This window comes from Nonomuraea sp. NPDC049684 (assembly GCF_044465345.1).
Classification (GTDB): domain Bacteria; phylum Actinomycetota; class Actinomycetes; order Streptosporangiales; family Streptosporangiaceae; genus Nonomuraea.
Window position 1 is genome coordinate 35,125 of record NZ_JBITLO010000022.1, and the last position, 19,305, is coordinate 54,429.

Genomic DNA, 19,305 nt, shown 5'->3' on the forward strand with positions numbered 1-19,305 from the left:
CCGTCGGCTTCGCACGGCGGGCCGCGCCTCAGGGGGCGGCTCGCCGTACGAACCGGCGCACCCGATGACCTGCCCGATGAGCTGGGGTGGGGTGCCCGTGGCTTGCACTCGGCAGGGTAGAGTGCTAAACAGTTCGTTGGCACTCTGTGTGGCAGAGTGCCAACAACTCGGATCGAGACGATGGGGTCTGCCGAACGGAGATGCAGGCCTATGCCGTCGCGGGCGTCGGCTCGGTCCAGGACACGCCACCCTGCATCTGGGAGGTCTAGCCTTATGGCAGCCAAGATGATCGCGTTTGACGAGGACGCCCGGCGCGGTCTCGAGCGCGGTATGAACCAGCTCGCCGACGCCGTCAAGGTGACCTTGGGCCCCAAGGGGCGCAACGTCGTGCTGGAGAAGAAGTGGGGCGCTCCCACGATCACCAACGACGGCGTCTCCATCGCCAAGGAGATCGAGCTCGAGGACCCGTGGGAGAAGATCGGCGCCGAGCTGGTCAAGGAAGTCGCCAAGAAGACTGACGACGTCGCCGGCGACGGCACCACCACGGCCACCGTGCTCGCCCAGGCTCTGGTGCGCGAAGGTCTGCGCAACGTGGCCGCCGGCGCCAACCCGATGGCCCTGAAGAAGGGCATCGAGGCCGCCGTCGAGCGGGTCAGCGAGGAGCTCTCCAAGCTGGCCAAGGACGTGGAGACCAAGGAGCAGATCGCCTCCACCGCCTCCATCTCCGCCGCCGACCCCGAGATCGGCTCGCTCATCGCCGAGGCGATGGACAAGGTCGGCAAGGAAGGCGTCATCACCGTCGAGGAGAGCAACACCTTCGGCCTGGAGCTCGAGCTCACCGAGGGCATGCGCTTCGACAAGGGCATGACGTCGATGTACTTCGTGACCGACTCCGACCGCATGGAGGCCGTTCTCGAAGACCCGTACATCCTGATCGTCAACAGCAAGGTCTCGGCCAACAAGGACCTGCTGCCGCTGCTCGACAAGGTCGTGCAGTCCGGCAAGCCGCTGCTGATCATCGCCGAGGACGTCGAGGGCGAGGCCCTGGCGACCCTGGTGGTCAACAAGATCCGTGGCCTGTTCCGCTCCGTGGCCGTCAAGGCCCCGGGCTTCGGCGACCGCCGCAAGGCCATGCTGGGCGACATCGCGATCCTGACCGGCGGTCAGGTCATCGCCGAGGAGGTCGGCCTCAAGCTCGAGACCGCCACCCTCGACCTGCTCGGCCGCGCCCGCAAGGTCGTGGTGACCAAGGACGAGACCACCATCGTCGACGGCGCCGGTGACGCCGAGGCGATCTCCGGCCGGGTCAACGAGATCCGCGCCGAGATCGAGCGCACCGACTCCGACTACGACCGCGAGAAGCTGCAGGAGCGCCTGGCCAAGCTGGCCGGTGGCGTGGCGGTCATCAAGGCCGGCGCGGCGACCGAGGTCGAGCTCAAGGAGCGCAAGCACCGCATCGAGGACGCCGTCCGCAACGCCAAGGCGGCCGTCGAGGAGGGCATCGTCCCCGGCGGTGGCGTGGCGCTGCTGCAGGCCGGCGCCAAGGCGTTCGACAAGCTCGAGCTCAACGGCGACGAGGCCACCGGCGCGGCGATCGTGAAGAAGGCTCTTGAGGAGCCCCTCAAGCAGATCGCGGTCAACGCGGGCCTCGAGGGCGGCGTCGTCGTGGAGAAGGTGCGCAACCTGACCCCGGGCGAGGGCCTCAACGCCGCTTCCGGCGAGTACGTCAACATGTTCGACTCCGGGATCATCGACCCGGCCAAGGTGACGCGCTCCGCGCTGCAGAACGCCGCCTCCATCGCGGCGCTCTTCCTCACCACCGAGGCCGTCATCGCCGAGAAGCCCGAGAAGACCCCTGCTGCTCCGGCCGGCATGCCCGGCGGCGGCGACATGGACTTCTAGGCCTCGCCTGGTCGCTGACACATCAGAAGGCGGTTCGGATCTCCAAGGATCCGGCCGCCTTTTGTTGTGTCCGATCCCGTCACGTTTAGTAGTTATTGACTACGGAAAGTAACGATACACGAAGTGACGATTCACCGCACAAAGGAGTAGTTACATGAATTCCCGCACCGCGCGCGTTCTCGGGCTCGGGGCCGTCATGATGGCCGCCGCGGCCGCCATGACGATGCCCGCCCAGGCAGACGACCACGGCTACCTGGACGAGTCCCTGGAGTACGTCGACGTGCCCTACTGCGCGGGCTACCTGGAGCTGTACGACCGCGACTACTGCGCCTCGCCGTCGAGGTGGACGTCGCAGGACGAGCGCGGGGAGATGTCGGAGGAGGGCGAGGACGGGTCCTCCGAGGAAGGCGAGGACAGGTCGTCCGAGGAGGCCGACGAGAGGTCCGGCGAGCACGGGGACGCCTCCGACGAGGGCCAGGACATGTCGGGCGAGCGCGACGAGAACTCGGACGAGGGCGCGGACATGTCGGACGAGGGCGCGGACATGTCCGGCGAGCGCGAGGACGTCTCTGACGAGGGCCAGGAGATGTCGGGCGAGCGCGAGGACGTCTCGGACGCCTTCGAGGGCCGGTCGGCCGTCGAGAACGAGGACCTGTCGTCCAACGCCCCCGGGGACTTCACGTTCGCCGACGAGCTGGTGCAGGGCGACTGAACCCCCGTCTGGTGGCGCCGGGCGTACCGAACCCGACGCGGCACCACGGCGAAGGCGCCCCGAACGCGAACGGGGCGCCTTCGCCGCGGTGTTGTGCCGGTCTCAGACGCCGAAGTGCGCGACGACGTGACCGCGGGCCAGCGTGTTGGCGGTGATGTTGAAGCCGACGACGGCCGGGCTCGCGTCGCTGCCGACGCCCAGCTCGTCGACCCCGAGCGCGTGCACCGTGAAGACGTAGCGGTGGGGGGCGCCGGGCGGGGGAGCGGCGCCGCCGTAGTCTTTGGTGCCGTAGTCGTTGCGGGCGTGGACCGCGCCGGCGGGCAGGCCCTTGAAGTCGGGGCCGGTGCCCGCGCCCCTGGGCAGCTCCGTGGTGTCGCCGGGCAGGTCGAACAGCACCCAGTGCCAGAAGCCGCTGCCGGTGGGGGCGTCGGGGTCGTGGCAGGTGACGGCGTAGCCGCGGGTGCCCTCGGGCGCGCCCGACCAGCGCAGCTGGGGCGAGACGTTCCCGCCGGTCATCCCCCAGTCGTCGAAGACGTGGAGGTCGTTCAGCCGCTCGCCGTCGCGGATGTCGTCGCTCTCCACCACGAGCGCGGGGACCGGGGGCAGGTGTTCATGCGGAAGGGGTGCGGGCACGGCATCCTCCTAGGTTGACAGCTCCTTCAGGCCATCCTAGAAGCGGCCGTGCCCGCCCTCCGTCAGGTTCCGAGCTGCGCCGGGAGCGGCCTGTCGTGCAGCACCGTGAGCGAGGTGACCGCGCGGGTCAGGACCACGTACAGGCGGGCCAGGCCGCGGGGCTCGGCCTCGACGATGTCGGCCGGCTCCACGACGATCACGTGGTCGTACTCCAGGCCCTTGGCGAGGGTGGCGGGCACGATCAGCAGGCGGTGGTCCTGCGTCGCGTCGGGGTCGAGCACCGCGTGCGGCAGGCCGGACAGCGACTCGGAGACCGCCGCCACCATCGCGTCGGGGACGATGACCCCGATCGAGCCCTCCCTGGCCAGGACCTCCCGGGCGGCCTCGGCGACCGCGCCGCCCGGCCGGACCGTGAGCGAGCCCGCGCCCGGACGCAGCGACCGCGGGGCGGCCAGCGCGGGGGCGATCGAGGGCAGCAGGCGGGCCGCGTAGTCGAGCACCTCGCGCGGGACGCGGAAGCCGAGGGTCAGCTCGGTCACCTCGCCCTCGTCCTGGCCGAGGTGCTTCAGCACGGTCTCCCACGAGCTGGTGGACCACGGCGTGGTGCCCTGGGCCAGGTCGCCGAGCACGGTGGCCGAGCCGTTGCGGCAGCGCCGGCCGAGCGCCCGCAGCTGCATCTCGGACAGGTCTTGGGCCTCGTCCACGACGAGGTGGCCGAGGGACGGGGTGCGTTCCATGAGGTCGCGCAGCTCGTCGAGGAGCGCGGCGTCGGCGGCCGACCATTTGGCGGACTTCCAGCTCCGATAAGGCTTCCGCCAAAGCAGCATTTCCTGCTCGTCAGGCGACAAATCGGTTTTGGCGGCTTTTGTGAGGAATTCTGGGTCGGACAGCAGGCGGTGCAGGACCTGTTCCGGCGTCAGTTTCGGCCACACCGCGTCGACGAGCTGCTTGACCGGCCTCGACCTGGCCACCGCGTCCTGGACCCGGTCGTCGGGCGACTCGCCGCGCTGCTCCATCCGCACGAGCACCTGGTGGGCCAGGCGCTGGGCCAGCGCGGCCCGTCCCGGCGAGTAGCGGGTGGTGCCGCGCAGGGAGGCCACCATCTCGCGCACCTCGTGGTCGGCGACCCGGTAGCGGTAGGCGCCCTTGGTGAACACCAGGCCGTCCTCGGGCTTGACGATGTGCATCCACAGCGCCCGTTCGAGCACCGCGGCCATCCTGGCGTCGCCCTTGACCGCGGAGACCATCGGGTCCTCCTCGGCGGCGTGCTCGCCGAGCAGCCCGGCCACGGTGGTCTGGTCGACCTTGACCTCGCCCAGCGCGGGCAGGACGGAGGAGATGTAGGACAAAAACGCCCGGTTCGGGCCCACGATCATCACGCCCGACCTGGCCAGCCGCTCGCGGTGGGTGAACAGCAGGTACGCGGCCCGGTGGAGGCCCACGGCGGTCTTCCCGGTGCCGGGTGCGCCCTGGACGCACACGGTCTGGGCCAGCGTCGCGCGGACGATCTCGTCCTGGTCGGGCTGGATGGTGGCCACGATGTCGCGCATCGGGCCGGTGCGCGGGCGTTCGATCTCCTCGGTGAGGATCTTCGAGGGGCCGACCTCGCCGCCCTCGCCGAGCGGCTCGTCCTCGAACGCGGTCAGCGCGCCGCCGTGGTAGCCGAAGCGGCGGCGGCGGACGACGCCCATGGGGTCGGCCGGGCTGGCCTGGTAGAACGCGCGGGACACCGGCGCGCGCCAGTCGATGACCAGCGGCCGGCTGGTGCCGTCGTGCACGTGGCGGCGGCCGACGTAGATGGTGCCCGGCAGGTCGTCGCCGCCCTCGCGGTCGAGGCGGCCGAAGAACAGCGGGGTGTCCGGATGGTCGGCGAGGGCGGCCACGCGCTGGTCCAGCAGCGACTGGAGGATCTGCTGCGAGACCCAGTCGCCGGCCGCGTCGGCCGACAACGACTGGGCGTGGGCCCGCATCGCCTTGAGCGCGGCCCTGGACTCGGCCAGGTGGGCCTGCTCGGCGGCGAGCACGTCGGAGGGTATGTCGGGAGCCAGTTGGTGTGTGGGCATGCGAAAGCGCCTCCCAGGATCGAAAAACGGAGGTGGTCAAGGCAGCGAATCGGCTAGTTTAACGGCGGCCGTCCGGTGCCTCCAAGGCATTTACCGGCGCGCGGCGGGGTAAGGAGGGAAGGTGGCGCGCCTTCGCCTGGTCCTCTCGCCAATGATCCCCACGGTCGCGAGCTTCCTGCTGGCGGCGCTCTGGGGGATGTCGGTCTTCGCCGGGTGGGGGCTGGAGGCGTTCTGCGCGGGCGGCGAGTCCGCGGCGGCGTGCTCCCGGCGTCTCGGCGCGGTCTCCACGGCGTCGGGGCTGTTCGCCGCGCTGGCCGCCTGCGCCACGCTGGCCGCGTGGCTGGTCCCGGCGTCCCGGCAGGACCCGCGCACGTTCGGCCGCTTCATGGGGACGGGGGTCGCCGCGTGGCTCGTCGCCGGCGCGGTGCTGTTCCTCGGCGGCCTGCTGGCCAGGTAGCGAACCCCCCGGCGAACCCCTGAACGAACCCGGCAAAGACCGTATCTCTGAGTGAACGTGGGAATACCGAAAAAGTCGGGCATTTCAGGTGCGTTTGTCGGATCATGGGGGTATGTCGCAGGCGGCGTGATAGTACGCAGGTGAGGGGGGTGGTTCGATGTCGACGACCCGTGGAGTCTCGTGGACGTGACGTAAACGCCGTGCCTGGCCGCTCAGGCAACGAGCGGCCGGGCATTCAACCGGTCACACCTCGCCGTGCACGTCGTCGGCGTCGATGATCTGGTAGGCGTATCCCTGCTCGGCCAGGAAGCGCTGCCGGTGGGCGGCGAACTCCTGGTCGACGGTGTCCCTGCTGACCACCGTGTAGAACCGGGCGCCACCGCCGTCGGCCTTGGGCCGCAGCACCCGTCCGAGCCGCTGGGCCTCCTCCTGCCGCGACCCGAACGTGCCCGACACCTGGATCGCGATGGCCGCCTCGGGCAGGTCGATGGAGAAGTTCGCCACCTTCGACACCACCAGGACCTGGATCTCCTTGTCGCGGAACGCCTGGTAGAGCCGCTCGCGCTCCTTGACCCTGGTCTCGCCCTTGATGACCGGGGCGTTGAGGTGCTCGCCGAGCTCGTCGAGCTGGTCGATGTACTGGCCGATGACCAGCACCTGCTCGCCCAGATGCCGCCGGACCAGCGCCTCGGTCACGTACGTCTTGGACGGCGTGGTGGCGCAGAACCGGTAACGCTCCTCGGCCTCGGCCATCGCGTACGCCAGCCGCTCCTCGTCGGTCAGCGTGACCCGCACCTCGACGCAGTCGGCCGGCGCGATCCAGCCCTGGTTTTCCATCTCCTTCCACGGCGCGTCGTAGCGCTTGGGGCCGATGAGGGAGAACACGTCGCCCTCGCGGCCGTCCTCGCGCACGAGCGTCGCGGTCAGGCCCACCCGCCGGCGGGCCTGGAGGTCGGCGGTCATCCGGAAGATGGGCGCGGGCAGCAGGTGGACCTCGTCGTAGACGATCAGGCCCCAGTCGCGCGCGTCGAACAGCTCCAGGTGACTGTAGACGCCCTTCCGCCGGGTCGTCATCACCTGGTACGTGGCGATGGTGACCGGGCGGATCTCCTTCTTGTTGCCGGAGTACTCGCCGATCTCGTCCTCGGTCAGCGAGGTGCGCTTGAGCAGCTCGGTCTTCCACTGGTGGGCGCTGACCGTGTTGGTCACCATGATCAGCGTGGTGGCCTGGGCGTGGGCCATGGCCGCCGCGCCCACGATGGTCTTGCCCGCGCCGCAGGGCAGCACGACCACGCCGGAGCCGCCGTGCCAGAAGGCGTCGGCCGCCTCGCGCTGGTAGTTGCGCAGCTCCCAGCCGTCCTGGAGCAGCTTGATGGGGTGGTGCTCGCCGTCGACGTAGCCGGCCAGGTCTTCGGCGGGCCAGCCCAGCTTGAGCAGCGCCTGCTTGACGTTGCCGCGGTCGCTCGGGTGCACGATGACCGAGTCGGCGCCGAGGCGCTCGCCCAGCATCGGCTGGATCTTCTTCGAGCGCAGCACCTCTTCGAGCACCGCGCGGTCGGTCGAGGTCAGGACCAGGCCGTTGACCGGGTCCTTCTCCAGGCGCAGGCGGCCGTAGCGGGCCATGGTCTCGGCGATGTCGACGAGCAGCGCGTGCGGCACCGGGTAGCGGCTGAAGCCGATCAGCGCGTCGACGACCTGCTCGGCGTCGTGGCCGGCGGCACGCGCGTTCCACAGGGCGAGCGGCGTGACGCGGTAGGTGTGGACGTGTTCAGGCGCTCGTTCGAGCTCGGCGAACGGCGCGATCGCCTTGCGGCACGCGTCGGCCTTCTCGTGGTCGACCTCGAGCAGCAGCGTTTTGTCCGACTGGACGATGAGCGGGCCGTCGTTCACGGACATCCCTTCCTACGGTTGACCCTTATCCAACACGCGCGACGGCAGGAACAGTCCCGGAACGGGTAATCGATCAGTCGTCCAGGCGGCCGGTGAGGCCCAGGAAGAGGAACAGCCCGATGTTCAGCACCAAACCGGCGCCGAACAGCACCCAGCTCCAGACCAGCAGCGAACGGGCGCTTCCCGGCTGCTCGCGGGCCCGCGTCAGCGCCACGGCGGCCAGGATGCCGCCGGGCAGCCCGAGCACGTTGAGGCAGGAGGCGAGGGACAGGAAGTTGAGCACGACGGCGACGATCGCGGCGGCCTGCGGGCCCTCGTCGCGCCGCGGCGGCACGCCGTAGCCGTAGCCGTACTGCGGAGGCGGCTGCTCGCCGTAGGGCGCCCCGTAGGGCAGGTGCGGGTAGCCGGACGGGTCTTCTTGACTCACGTTCACCTCCAGACAGGTCAACGTTTATCACGGAATACCGACGCGCCCGACCCGGTGCGCGCGGACGGTCACAACCGGCCGCGCAGGGCCTTCCTGTCCAGCTTGAGCACGCTGGTGACCGGGATCGACTCGACGAAGCGCACCTCGCGCGGGTACTTCACCCGTCCGACCCGGTCGCGCGCCCAGTCGATCAGCTCCTCGGCGCTCTCCTCAGCCCCCGGCCTGAGCTGCACGAACGCCACGACCTCCTCGCCCAGCCGCGGGTCGGGACGGCCGACGACGCCCGACATGACCACGTCGGGGTGCTGGTTGAGCGCGTCCTCGACGTCGCGCGGGAAGACGTTGAAGCCGCCGCGGATGATCAGGTCCTTCTTGCGGTCGACGATGTAGAGGTAGCCGTCGTCGTCCACGCAGCCGACGTCGCCGGTGCGCAGCTCGCCGCCGACCAGCGCGGTGCCCTCGGGGTCGGGTTCGTGCTCGCCCCAGTAGCCGAGCATCAGCGAGTCGCCGCTGACGCAGATCTCGCCGACGTCGCCGCACTCCACCGCCTCGCCCGCGGAGTCGCGGATGGTGATCGTGTAGCCGGCCAGCGGCAGGCCGACGCTGCCGGGGCGGCGCCTGCCCGGCGGGTTGAAGGTGGTGACGGCGCTGGTCTCGGTCAGGCCGTAGCCCTCCAGGATCTGCGTGCCCGGCATCCGGCGTTCGAACTCCTGGAGCGCAGCCCGGCCCAGCGGCGCCGCCCCGCAGGTGAGGTAGGCCAGGTCGGGGAGCGGGTGCGACTCCAGCGGCTGGGCCAGGAGCATGTGGATCATGGCGGGCACCACGGTGCCGTACTGGACGTGCTGCTCGGCGGCCAGCCGCAGGAACGCCTCCGGCTCGAACCAGCGCATGAGCACGGCCTGCTGCGGCTCGGTCGCGTGCAGGCCGGCCACGGTGATGATCAACCCGTACGCGTGCGAGAGCGGCACCGGCACGATCGCACGATTTTTCCCCTCTTGGTGGGATATTTCGTACGCGTCCTTGGCCACCTGCCAGAGCCCGCGATGGCTCAGCATGACCCCCTTGGCGACGCCCGTGGTGCCGCCGGTGTACATGAGCGCGGCCAGGTCGCCGGGGTCCCGGCGCACCCGTCCGTGCTCGGTGGCGCTCTCCAGCTCGGCCGTGTCCACATGGATCGGGACGTCCACCGCGGCGGCCCGCACGGTCTCCACGAGCTCGGGCGAGGTGACGACGGCCGACGCGCCGCTGTCGAGCAGGATGTGCCGCAGCTCCTCGGCCCCCACCAGGAAGACCACGGGCGTGACCACCGCGCCCGCCGCCCACAATGCCTGGTAGACGATCGGGACCTCGGGGGAGGTCGCCATCATCACGACCACCCGGTCGCCCGGCCGGATCCCGGCCTCGACGAACCCGCCGCACATCCGGCGGGCGCGTCCGGCCAGCTCGTGGCTGCGGTGCCAGACCCCTTCGTAGAACACCGAGTCGTGGTCGTCGAAGCGGTTCCATGACTCCTCGGCCAGCTGGCCCAGCGTTTGCTCGGTCACATGCACAACCTGATCGGAGGCGCCGCGCGCAGTCAACCCTGAACGTTCTCACGTCCGCCCTTGACTGACGATTGTGGACGATGCTCTCATGCCCTGTAAATGTCCAATATCGGCCTAGAAGGTCATTCGAGTTTTCGGGTGGCGCTAGATCGTGTATTGGTGGGATAACTAGGGTTCCGTGCTACCAGATGGCCAGTCGCGGTTCTTGTCACCGGCCCGTCGCCCAGAGCAATGGAGGACATGATCGACATGCGCGCGCCGGCGGCCGTGGCCGCGAGCTTCGCGAGAAACGCCTGGTCGGAACGGTGGTCGCCGGGCGGCGCACGGTCAATCCATAAGCCGGGGAAACAAGTCGCCGGACAAAAGCGTTCGCGAAAGACATTTTCCATTGACAACGTTCCCCTCAGGCCCGAGGTGACTTCGTGATCGACACGCCTGAAGCAGGCGAGAGCGACCTCGACGACAAAACGCTCACCGAGCGCGTCATCGCCATCAACGAGCAGCTCCGGCCTCTGGTCGTCCCGGTGGCCCGCGACCTCGACCGGCGCGCGGCCGACACCCTGCTGCGCTCGTACCTGGAGCCCGCCGGCTTCGCCGACGCGGTTCGCCGGCTGTCCATGCGGCATCTGCTCGTCCTGGTGGGGGAGGCGGACATGGGCAAGCGGCTCGGCGCCATCGCCCTGCTGTCGCGCATGTCGCTGGCCGAGAGCAGGATCACCGTGCTGTCGCCGGCCGGCAGCGCCGCCGACCTGCTCGCCGGGACCGAGTACGGGCCGGGGCGGGCGTACCTGCTGCACGACTGGATCGCCGGGAGCGCCGACCGCGGCGAGCTGCTCGACCTGGCCCGCAAGCTCGCCGAGCTGGGGTCGTACCTGGTGATCACCCGGAACGGCGTCCCGTCGCAGGCGGTCGAGGTGGAGCAGCCGTGGGGCGCGCCCGATCCGGGCGAGCTGTTCGACCTGTACCTGAGCGCGTTCGGCGGCCGGAGCGCCCCGGAGGGGGCGGCCACCGCCCGGGTCCGCGCGCTGGCGCTGCGCACGCCGGCCGAGGTCGTCCGCCTGGCCACCCGCCTGGTGCGGGACGACGAGCCCGCGGGCGAGGAGGTGGCCGCCTGGTTCGACACCAAGCCGCCGATGCACGAAGTACGGGCGGTGGCCGCGCTCGCGTTCGCGCACGGGCTGCCCGAGCCGGAGTTCGCCCGCCGGCTGGCCGCGTTCGAGCGGAGCCGGGAGGCCCACGAGGCGGGGCCGGGGCCGGCCGGCGCGCCGCACCCGCTGATCGCCGTGCGCGACGGTCTCGTCGTCTTCCGCGTCCCGCACCACCGCGCCCAGGTGCTCGGCGAACTGGCCGCCCGGTACGGCTACTGGCTGTGGCAGCCGCTGCGCGAGTGGGCGCGCTCGCTGGCCCTCCAGGGGGACGACGTGCGCGCGCGGGCGGCCGAGGGCGTGGCGTTGCTGGCCTCCTGGTCGTTCAGGGAGGCGCGGCAGGAGTTCCTGGAGGTGTGGGCGCGGGGACGGGCGGGCGAACGGCTGGCGGCGGGCGGTGCGCTGTCGTACATGTGCGCCGACGACGCCCTCGCCCCCGAGGCCCTGCGCCTGGCGCTCGCCTGGGCCCGCGACCCGGCCGACCCGCGGGCGGTCGCGGCGGTCGCCGGGCTGTGCGGCGGTCTGTCCCTGCGCTACCCGGCCGACGCGGCGGCCCACCTGCGCCGCCTGGCCGCCGGGGACGGCCCCGCGGCCCGGCTCGCGGCCCACGCGCTCACCCACCACCCCTGAGACGGGGGGAAGGCGGGTCAGAGACCGGCGACGCCGGTGATGCGGTGGAGGGCGAAGCGGTGGACGGCGGCCCTGGTCTCGTCGTACGCCGTCAGGTAGCCGCCCTCCATCCGGGCCGGCTCCAGGATGCGCGAGGTGGCGTTGCCCTGCGAGTCGAGGTAACCGATCCACACCCGTACGCCCTGCTTGATGGCGTCCTGGAGGGCCGAGATCGTGGCGGTGGCGGGCCCCCGGGGCACGGCGCCGCCCGGGGCGTCGACCGGCTCGCGCCGCGCCAGGTGAGCCGCGTCGCCCGCGCGCAGCGCGCGTACGGCCGCCGAGGCCACCTCGGGGTCGAGCCCGCTGACCGAGGCCACGGCGCGGACGGGCGCCACCCCCTCGGTACGCCGGCTGTCGAGCTGCGAGATGATCACGTCGCCGTCGAGCGACTCGGCGACCGGCGCGTACCCCATGGCCCGCAGCGAGTCCACCAGCGCCGCCCTGGACGAGCGCGAGGCGATCACCGTGGGGGCCAGCCGGCGCAGGCGCAGCGCGGCGGCGCGGCGGTCGGCGGTGATCTGGTCGAGCAGCGCCGGATCGTCGCACCGGACGTAGGCGCTCGCCGTGCCCACCCGGATCCGCCCGTGCCGCCGGGCCACGTCCGTCACCAGGTACGACAGGGCCTGCGGCACCGGCGTGGCCGAATGGCGGGCCAGCATCGCCAGCAGCTCCTCGCCGCCGTGCCCGGCGTCGAGCGCCCGCCGGATCGAGCCCTCGCCGAACCGGTAGACGGTCGCCCCGCCCTTGGACTCGACGTCGGCGGTGAGCGTCATCCAGCGGTTGAGCTCGCTGGTCAGCGGCCCGGGGGCGACGGCGGTGAGGTCGGCCTGCAACAGCACGTGGTCGACCGGCTCGGGCAGCAGCGGCGCGAGCAGGCCGGCCGCGTCGCCGCCGTCGAGCAGCGCCCGCCCGTGGCCGGACAGCGCGCCGAGCCCGGTCACGCCGATCTGCTCGGCCTCGCGCAGCGCGAACTCGGTGAGCTGCTCGCGCAGCGGCCCGCGCCGGCGCGGCTGCTCCCAGGCCAGGCGTTCGAGCACCGAGTCGCGGTCGGGCGCCAGGCCCGGCGCGGCGGCCAGCACGCCGAGGGTCGCCGTGCGCACCCCCGGCGCGGAGGCCCGGCGCAGGTCGGTGTGCAGGGCGTTGAGCGGCCGGTCGCGGTCGTCGCGCTCGCCGACCAGGCCGGGCACGCGGTCCATGTGCAGCCAGGTCGCGGCGAGCGTCACCCAGCGGTCGGCGGTGGCCCTGACCCGCCACAGGTCGTAGCCGGAGGTCGGCAGCCACTCGCCGTCGACGCCGCCGCCCGCGGCGACCAGCCCCGCCGCGTGCGCCACCTCGACGACCAGCGCCGCCGCCCATTCGGGCAGGTCGAGGTCGGTCGCGGTGCGCTTCATGTCGCGTACGCCGAGCCCGCCGGTGCGCAGCACCCCCGGCGGATCGATGCTCCACCGCTCGCACAGCTCCTCCACGGACCTGACGAACGAGAACGCCTGGCCCGCCGCCGTACGGTCGGCCAGCTCGCGGTCGCGCGCGGCCCCGCCGAGCGCGGGCGGCACGGCGAGCAGGTCGCGGTGGACGCGCCCGCCGCGCAGGTGCAGGCCCACCTCGCGAGGCAGCGTCACGCTCTCCTCGCCGGTGGCCGCGAGCAGCCCGCGGGCCAGCAGCTCCTCGATGGGCGAACGGGCCGAGGCCACGCGCACCTCGCGCCTGGCGTTGGGCACCCGCCCGGTCGGCGGCCCCCACACGAGCTGGTCGAGCGCGCCCCTGGCCTCGGGCGAGACGGCCGCGACCAGGGCCTCGGGGGCGGACAGCGCGGCGGCCAGCCGCTCCTTGCCGGGCCCGTCGGTGCCGGGGGCGACGTCGTCGGCCATCTCGTCGAGCTGCTCGGGCGGGTGGTGCCGGAACACGTCGACGACCTTGGGGCCGAGCCCGGCGGGCTCCTCCAGGACCTTGCGCACGCCCGGCCCGAGGTCGAGCGCGTTGTCGGGGCCGAAGACCAGCGCGAGGTCACGCAGCCGGTCGAGGGCCGCGGTCAGCGCGGGCTCGGGCCTGCCCGCCGCCAGCGCCCGTCCGACCAGGCCGCGCAGCGCCGCCTTCGTCACCGGCCCGTCCTGTACGGCCAGCGTCTCGACGACGGCCAGCGTGAACCGGTCGAGCCGGTCGAGCACCCTGCCGATCGCCGAAGGGCTGGCGGCGCGCGCGGCCAGCCCTTCCAGATGCGCGGGCACCGGAGTGATCAACTCAGGCCGCGCGGAGACGAGCGCCCGAAGCTGTTCGTCGGTGCGCCCCCTGATCCACTCCGTGAACTCCATCGTTGCCATGGTATGTCCCCCCTGATCGGGGCAGCATTGCCAGACGTGATAGAGCACGCGGACCAAATGGTCCTGAACTACGTCAGCAGGGCGGCCGACGCGGCGCACGGCGTGCTCAGGCCCGACCAGCGGCTCGACTTCGCGCGGCGGCTGCGGGCCAGGATCGAGGCGGAGCGGCGGGGCAGCCAGGACGCCCGGGACGTCGCGAAGGTGCTGACGCGCTTCGGCGACCCGGTGGCCCTGGTCCAACGCGAGGCCCGCCGCCTGGCCACCCCACCCGCGCCCCCCACCGCCGCCCTGCCCGCCACCCTGCCCGCCGCCCCGCCCGCAGCTCCACCCGCGCCCCGCACCGCCGACCTGCCCGTCACCTCACCCGCGCCCCCCACCGCCGACCTGTCCGCCACCCCACCCGCGGCCGGTCGCAGGAGGGCCGGGAGCGTGGTCAGGGGGCAGCCGCGCGACATCGCCGCCCTCGTGGTGCTGGCGCTGGCGGCGCTGCTGGTGCCGGTGGGGCTGCCGGCCGTGGCGATCTTCCAGGTGCCGGTGCTGGTGTGGGCGGCCGGGGCGGCGGTCGTGCTGTTCAGCGACACGTGGACGGCGGGCGACAAGCTGGCCGGGGCCGGGGCGCCGCTGTTCGGCTACACGGTCGGGGGCGTGCTCGTCGGGGGGCTCCAGGCGGCCGGGCCGGGGCTCGCGGCGTTCGTCGCCCGGTTCTTCGAGGTCAGCGGGGTCATGTTCATGATCGGTACGGCCCTTGGCATCGCCTGGCTGGCCTACCGGCTGCTCGACCTCAGCTGACCGGCGCCGGGCTGGGAAGCAGGCCGACGGCCAGACGTACCCAGGCGGCGACGAACTGGTCCTTCTCCGCGTGGCCCGGCATCTCGCCCACGGTCTCCTGGAACAGCCGGTAGTGGACCACCGACCCGCCGAGCACCGCGGCGATGCCCGCCCAGTCGACCTTGGCGGCGGCGTACTCGGGCTGGGCGCGGAACCAGGTGGTGATCGCGTCGAACATGGGCTGGAGCAGGCCCTCGCGGACCACCGCGACCAGCTCGGGGAACTGGCTCAGGTCCCGGAAGAACACCCGGGTGAGCTCCGACTCCTCCCGCACCTTGGCCAGGCCCGCCCGGCACAGCAGCGACAGGCGGTCCTCCAGGCCGGCGGCGGCCTCCATGGTGCTCAGCTCGGCCAGGCTCTCGGCGACCTGGCTCCTGGTGCGGGCGGCATGCTCGTTGATCGCGGCCGCGAGCACCTCGTACTTGGACTTGAAGTGCCTGTAGAGCCCGCCCGCGCCGGGGGAGAGCCCTGAGGCGGCCTCGATCTCGGCCACGGAGGTGGCGGCGTAGCCACGCTCGGCGAACAGCCGCAGGGCCTCGTCGATGATCCGCTCACGGGTCGATCTGGTCATGTCTGTGCAGATACCTCCGTAACGAGAGTAGTCGTTAGGCCGCAGCGCGCCTGACCAGGCCCGCCAGTGCCGAACCGGCGACGAGCCATGCCAGCGCGGCCAGCCCGTCGTTGACGAGCGTGGTCCAGCGCGGGTCGGCGAGCTGGAAGAGGTCCGCCAGGCCGAGCGAGAGCCCTGAGGCCAGCGACTCGACGAGCTGGTACCAGCCGTTGGCCGGGTTGGCCCGGAACACCGTGAAGACGGCGTGCAGCGCCAACGAGAGCGCCGCCAGCCTGGACGCCAGCCGCACCGCGTACGCCGCGAACGCCGCGACCCGCCGCCAGGCCGTCACCGGCGTGCCGCGCGGCCGGGCGGGCCGATGGGGACGGGGAGCGGCGGCGGCGGCGAGCCGGTCTCCCGTGCCGGGCGTGCGGGGGGTCTCTGACACGGTCACTCCTCTCCGATAAGTAATTCCTTTCTGCCCATTCCCAGAGTCCCACAACAAGGGTCGTTACCGACGTGGATGCGGCGTTTGGCATCCTGCACGGGTGACTACCTCAGTGGGTTTCGACCTGGACATGACATTGGCCGACACGCGATCAGGCATCGCGGCCGTTTACGACGAGCTGTCAAGCCGTTTGGGCGTGCACATCGACAGCGGTGAGATCGTCACCCGGCTGGGGCCGCCGCTGGAGTACGAGCTGGCCAACTGGATGCCGGCGGAGGCCATTCCCGCGGCCGCCGAGCTGTTCCGGGAGATCTATCCCGCGGTGGGCGTTCCGGTGCACACCGCGATGGCGGGCGCGTACGAGGCCATCGCCGCCGTACGGGCCCGCGGCGGCCGGGTGATCGTGGTGACGGGCAAGAACCCGCGCGACGCGGCCGGCACCGTCGAACTGCTCGGGCTGGCCGTGGACGAAGTGGTCGGATCGGTGTTCGGAGCCGCAAAGGGAACGGCACTCGCGCGCTTCGGCGCGGCGGCTTATGTTGGTGACCATGTCGCCGACATCGAGGCGGCGCGCGCGGGCGGCGCCATGAGCGTGACCGTCGCGACGGGCCCTTACACGGTGGGAGAGCTGCGTGAGCACGGAGCCGACGTGGCCCTCGCCGACCTGACCGAATTCGCCGACTGGTTCGCCGGATGGCGTGCGCGCGACGAACTACGGTAATTGCCCGGCATTTTCCCGGTCGCCTCCGCGCGCTTCGGGGCATAACCTACATCCATTCATCCTTTTCGACTGTTTGAACGAGGTCCTCCTGTGCCGAGTGGCAAGGTCAAGTGGTACGACGCCGACAAGGGTTTCGGCTTCCTCACCCGTGACGACGGCGGTGAGGTCTTCGTGCATTCCTCCGCGCTTCCCACAAACGCCGGCCCGCTCAAGCCAGGCCAGAAGGTGGAGTTCGGCGTGGCCGAGGGACGCCGGGGCCAGCAGGCGCTGTCGGTCCGGATCCTGGACCAGCCGCCGACCCTGGCCAAGACGAAGCCCAAGGGCAAGCGGAAGACGCCCGACGAGATGGTCGTCATCGTCGAAGACCTGATCAAGCTGCTCGACGGCGTCTCCACCTCCTACCAGCGGGGCAAGCACCCCGAGGCGGCGCACGCCAAGAAGATCGCCCAGGTGCTCAGGGCCGTCGCGGACGACCTCGACGCCTAACCGCCGCCCGGGTTCGTCAGGGGTTTGGTGCGGTCGAGGGTCTCGGTCCGTTGCGGATCGGGGCCCTCGGCCCGCTGCCCGGCCAGCTTGGCCTCGGCCTTTCGCACCCGCCCCCGCCTGGTGACCAGGAGCCAGCCGAGCGCGCCGGTCAGCGCGACCGCCGGCGCGACGAAGCCGGCCACGGAGCTGCGGGTCAGCGACAGCACCAGCCCGAGCAGGCCGCCGAACACCCAGGCGAACTGCAGCACCGCCTCCACCACCCCGAACGTGGACGAGCGCACCTCCTCGCCGATCTCCCGCTGGACGATCGCGTCGAGCGCCAGCTTGCCCAGCTCCTGGGCGAACGCGGTGACCAGCGAGACCGCCAGCGCGGTCCACAGGCCGAACAGGACGGCCGTGACGATCGTGGTCGCGGCCGTCACCGCCAGCGTGACCAGCACGATCACCTGGGGGGCGTGGTTGCGCGTCCAGTTGGCGACCGCGGCCCCGGCCAGGCCGCCCAGCCCGGCGGCCAGGGCGAGCAGCGCGATCGTCCTCGGGACGTCGAAGAACGAGGCGGCCGCCGCCGGCGCGGCCAGCCACGGCACCGCCTTGTCCTGGACCAGGAAGAGCAGGAAGAACACCAGGAAACCGGAGAAGATCCGCAGCGCCACGTTCGCCCAGACCGCCTCGGCCACGGCCGGGCCCACCTTGAGCAGGGTGCGCCAGCGCGGCGCCACGCCCTCCTCCTCCTGGTCGGGCGAGTCGACGTGCCGCGGCAGGCGTACGGCGGCGACGCCGAGCAGCAGGAAGGCCGGCATGGCCACGCGCAGCACCACGGCGCTGCCCAGCCACGCGGTCAGGCCCGCCCCCACGGGCACCGCCACCCCGGCCGCCACCAGCGTGAACAGCGCCACCCGCGCGTTGGCCGAGACCAGGGTGATGTCGGCGGGCAGCACGCTCGGCATGATCGCCGCCCTGGACACGTTGTACGCCTTCGACAACACCAGCACGCCCAGCGCGCCGATGAACAGCGTCGGCAGGTCACCCGCCCCCACGGCGGCGGCCATGGCGAAGCAGAGCAGCCCCCGGCCGAACAGCGTGCCGGCCATCACGTAGCGGCGCCCCGACCTGAACCGGTCGAGGATCGGCCCCACGAACGGCGCGAGCAGCCCGAACGGCAGCATCGTGATGACCAGGTAGAGAGCGACCGACCCGCGCGCCTCGCCGACCGGCACGCCGAAGAACACCGTGCTGGCCAGGGCCACCGTGACCAGCGCGTCGGCGGCGCTGTTGCCGGCCGACAGCTCGATCAGCCGGCCGAGCCCGGTACGGCCCGCGCCGCCCGCGTACGTCAGCTTCCTGGTCGCCCTGCCCGCCCTGCGCGCGCCCCTGGCCGTGGCCCGGCCGGCCCGGACGGTGCCGCTCGCGGTGGCCCGGCCCGCGCGCACGCCGGCGCGTCCCGCGCCGCCGATGGCATGGCCGATCCGCCGCGAGATGTCCCGAGCCTGCTCCCAGCCACCCCCCACGCCTACCAGTCTTACCCGATTCACCCCTGTTCTCAGCTTCGGATCGGCGGTTGTGGGTCTGCCAGGTCCGCCTATGGGTGAGAATGAAGTGTGAGCGAACAGCACCTTCAGGCGGAGGCGGCCCGATGAGCCGCACCCGTGCCCGCGTCCCCGCTCCCGACCAGGCCTGCGTCGCCGCAGTCGATCTGGCGCGCGCCGCGGCGCAGGAGCTGGCGCACCCGGGCGAGCCCGGCGAGCACCTCGGCTTCGAGAGCGAGGGCGACCGGATCGTCACCCACTACTTCGCCTGCCTCGACCGGGCCTATCGCGGCTGGCGGTGGGCCGTCACGGTCACCCGCGCCTCGCGCGCGAAGAAGGTCACGGTCAGCGAGGCCGTGCTGCTGCCCGGCTCCGGGGCGCTGCTCGCCCCCGAGTGGCTGCCGTGGAGCGAGCGGCTGCGGCCGGGCGACCTGGGCGTCGGCGACCTGCTGCCGACCCCCGACGACGACGACAGGCTGGCGCCCGGTTTCACCGAGCTCGACGAAGATGCCGACCGCCAGATGGTTTTCGAGTACGGCCTGGGCCGAGCCCGTGTGCTCTCGGCCATCGGCAGAGACCGGGCTGCCAGACGCTGGCACGCGGGCGAGCACGGGCCGCACACTCCGATCGCACACGCCGCGCCCGCGCAGTGTTCCACCTGCGGGTTCTACTGGCTGCTCTCCGGTGAGCTGCGGCTGTCGTTCGGCGTCTGCGCCAACGAGTACGCCCCCGACGACGGCAAGGTCGTCGCCGCCGACCACGGCTGCGGCGCCCACTCGGAGGCGGCCGTGCTGCCCCCGCCGGTCGAGCAGGCCATCCCGATCCTCGACGACCTGGGTTACGACCTGATCGAGGAGGAAGAGGGCTCGGTGGACGGATCCGCCACCGAGGAGCTCGGCCACTCCTGACCGCGCACGCGCACGGCACGGGCACGGGCATGACGCGAGCACGGCACGGCGGTTTCGTCGGTCAGGGGGGCTAACCTA

General features: G+C 72.1%; 17 protein-coding genes. 8 read left to right on the forward strand and 9 right to left on the reverse strand.

Translation table 11 applies throughout. The features are described from left to right. Nucleotides 1-273: 273 nt before the first annotated feature. Both groL and ACIBST_RS44080 read left to right on the forward strand, forming a co-directional pair. Entirely contained in the window at nt 274-1,902 is a 1,629-nt protein-coding gene (groL, locus tag ACIBST_RS44075; RefSeq protein ID WP_352320884.1) for a chaperonin GroEL, read from the forward strand. Nucleotides 1,903-2,056: 154 nt separating this feature from the next. Beyond that, nucleotides 2,057-2,614: a hypothetical protein gene (locus tag ACIBST_RS44080; RefSeq protein WP_397179443.1), complete on the forward strand. Its 558-nt coding sequence runs from the start codon at nt 2,057-2,059 to the stop codon at nt 2,612-2,614. A 102-nt stretch (nt 2,615-2,716) separates the two neighbouring features. On the opposite strand, the gene ACIBST_RS44085 is transcribed toward ACIBST_RS44080, so the two are convergent. Both ACIBST_RS44085 and ACIBST_RS44090 read right to left on the reverse strand, forming a co-directional pair. Beyond that, nucleotides 2,717-3,247 (reverse strand): YbhB/YbcL family Raf kinase inhibitor-like protein, encoded by a 531-nt coding sequence (locus ACIBST_RS44085; protein WP_397179444.1) that lies wholly within the window; start codon nt 3,245-3,247, stop codon nt 2,717-2,719. Nucleotides 3,248-3,309: 62 nt separating this feature from the next. Continuing rightward, on the reverse strand, nt 3,310-5,310 hold the full coding sequence (locus ACIBST_RS44090; RefSeq protein WP_397179445.1) for a HelD family protein: 2,001 nt from the start codon (nt 5,308-5,310) through the stop codon (nt 3,310-3,312). A gap of 121 nt (nt 5,311-5,431) precedes the next feature. Here ACIBST_RS44090 and ACIBST_RS44095 point away from each other — a divergent pair, with 121 nt between their 5' ends. Continuing rightward, nucleotides 5,432-5,767, forward strand: a complete 336-nt coding sequence (locus tag ACIBST_RS44095) for a hypothetical protein (RefSeq protein ID WP_397179446.1) — start codon at nt 5,432-5,434, stop codon at nt 5,765-5,767. 243 nt (nt 5,768-6,010) lie between these two features. On the opposite strand, the gene ACIBST_RS44100 is transcribed toward ACIBST_RS44095, so the two are convergent. The 3 genes from ACIBST_RS44100 to ACIBST_RS44110 all read right to left on the reverse strand — a co-directional run bounded on the left by ACIBST_RS44100 (nt 6,011) and on the right by ACIBST_RS44110 (nt 9,628). After that, complete coding sequence (locus tag ACIBST_RS44100; RefSeq protein WP_397179447.1) at nt 6,011-7,663, reverse strand: DNA repair helicase XPB; 1,653 nt, start codon at nt 7,661-7,663, stop codon at nt 6,011-6,013. Between the two features lie 67 nt (nt 7,664-7,730). After that, complete coding sequence (locus ACIBST_RS44105; RefSeq protein ID WP_397179448.1) at nt 7,731-8,084, reverse strand: hypothetical protein; 354 nt, start codon at nt 8,082-8,084, stop codon at nt 7,731-7,733. A gap of 68 nt (nt 8,085-8,152) precedes the next feature. Then, nucleotides 8,153-9,628, reverse strand: coding sequence for an AMP-binding protein (locus tag ACIBST_RS44110; protein ID WP_397179449.1), 1,476 nt, complete (start codon nt 9,626-9,628; stop codon nt 8,153-8,155). Between the two features lie 422 nt (nt 9,629-10,050). Between ACIBST_RS44110 and ACIBST_RS44115 the strand changes: the two genes are divergently transcribed. After that, entirely contained in the window at nt 10,051-11,403 is a 1,353-nt protein-coding gene (locus tag ACIBST_RS44115; protein ID WP_397179450.1) for a hypothetical protein, read from the forward strand. Between the two features lie 17 nt (nt 11,404-11,420). Here ACIBST_RS44115 and ACIBST_RS44120 read toward each other — a convergent pair whose 3' ends face one another. Then, entirely contained in the window at nt 11,421-13,751 is a 2,331-nt protein-coding gene (locus ACIBST_RS44120) for a helicase-associated domain-containing protein (RefSeq protein WP_397179451.1), read from the reverse strand. 66 nt (nt 13,752-13,817) lie between these two features. On the opposite strand from ACIBST_RS44120, the gene ACIBST_RS44125 reads away from it, so the two are divergent. Continuing rightward, the gene (locus ACIBST_RS44125) at nt 13,818-14,549 is read left to right on the forward strand and encodes a hypothetical protein (protein ID WP_397179452.1); all 732 of its coding nucleotides are present in this window, start codon (nt 13,818-13,820) and stop codon (nt 14,547-14,549) included. Here ACIBST_RS44125 and ACIBST_RS44130 read toward each other — a convergent pair. Both ACIBST_RS44130 and ACIBST_RS44135 read right to left on the reverse strand, forming a co-directional pair. Then, the gene (locus ACIBST_RS44130) at nt 14,542-15,159 is read right to left on the reverse strand and encodes a TetR/AcrR family transcriptional regulator (RefSeq protein WP_397179453.1); all 618 of its coding nucleotides are present in this window, start codon (nt 15,157-15,159) and stop codon (nt 14,542-14,544) included. The two genes, ACIBST_RS44125 and ACIBST_RS44130, sit on opposite strands and share 8 nt — an antisense overlap. A 34-nt stretch (nt 15,160-15,193) precedes the next feature. Beyond that, entirely contained in the window at nt 15,194-15,586 is a 393-nt protein-coding gene (locus tag ACIBST_RS44135) for a hypothetical protein (protein WP_397179454.1), read from the reverse strand. 112 nt (nt 15,587-15,698) lie between these two features. On the opposite strand from ACIBST_RS44135, the gene ACIBST_RS44140 reads away from it, so the two are divergent. Beyond that, on the forward strand, nt 15,699-16,307 hold the full coding sequence (locus ACIBST_RS44140) for an HAD family hydrolase (RefSeq protein ID WP_397161672.1): 609 nt from the start codon (nt 15,699-15,701) through the stop codon (nt 16,305-16,307). 90 nt (nt 16,308-16,397) lie between these two features. Next, a complete protein-coding gene (locus ACIBST_RS44145) occupies nt 16,398-16,793 on the forward strand; it encodes a cold-shock protein (RefSeq protein WP_352320910.1) in 396 nt (131 codons plus the stop codon). Here the strand turns inward: ACIBST_RS44145 and ACIBST_RS44150 are convergent. Beyond that, nucleotides 16,790-18,301, reverse strand: a complete 1,512-nt coding sequence (locus tag ACIBST_RS44150) for an MFS transporter (protein ID WP_397179455.1) — start codon at nt 18,299-18,301, stop codon at nt 16,790-16,792. The two genes, ACIBST_RS44145 and ACIBST_RS44150, sit on opposite strands and share 4 nt — an antisense overlap. 125 nt (nt 18,302-18,426) lie before the next feature. Here ACIBST_RS44150 and ACIBST_RS44155 point away from each other — a divergent pair, with 125 nt between their 5' ends. Continuing rightward, on the forward strand, nt 18,427-19,227 hold the full coding sequence (locus ACIBST_RS44155; RefSeq protein ID WP_397179456.1) for a DUF3027 domain-containing protein: 801 nt from the start codon (nt 18,427-18,429) through the stop codon (nt 19,225-19,227). The last annotated feature ends 78 nt before the right edge of the window (nt 19,228-19,305 follow it).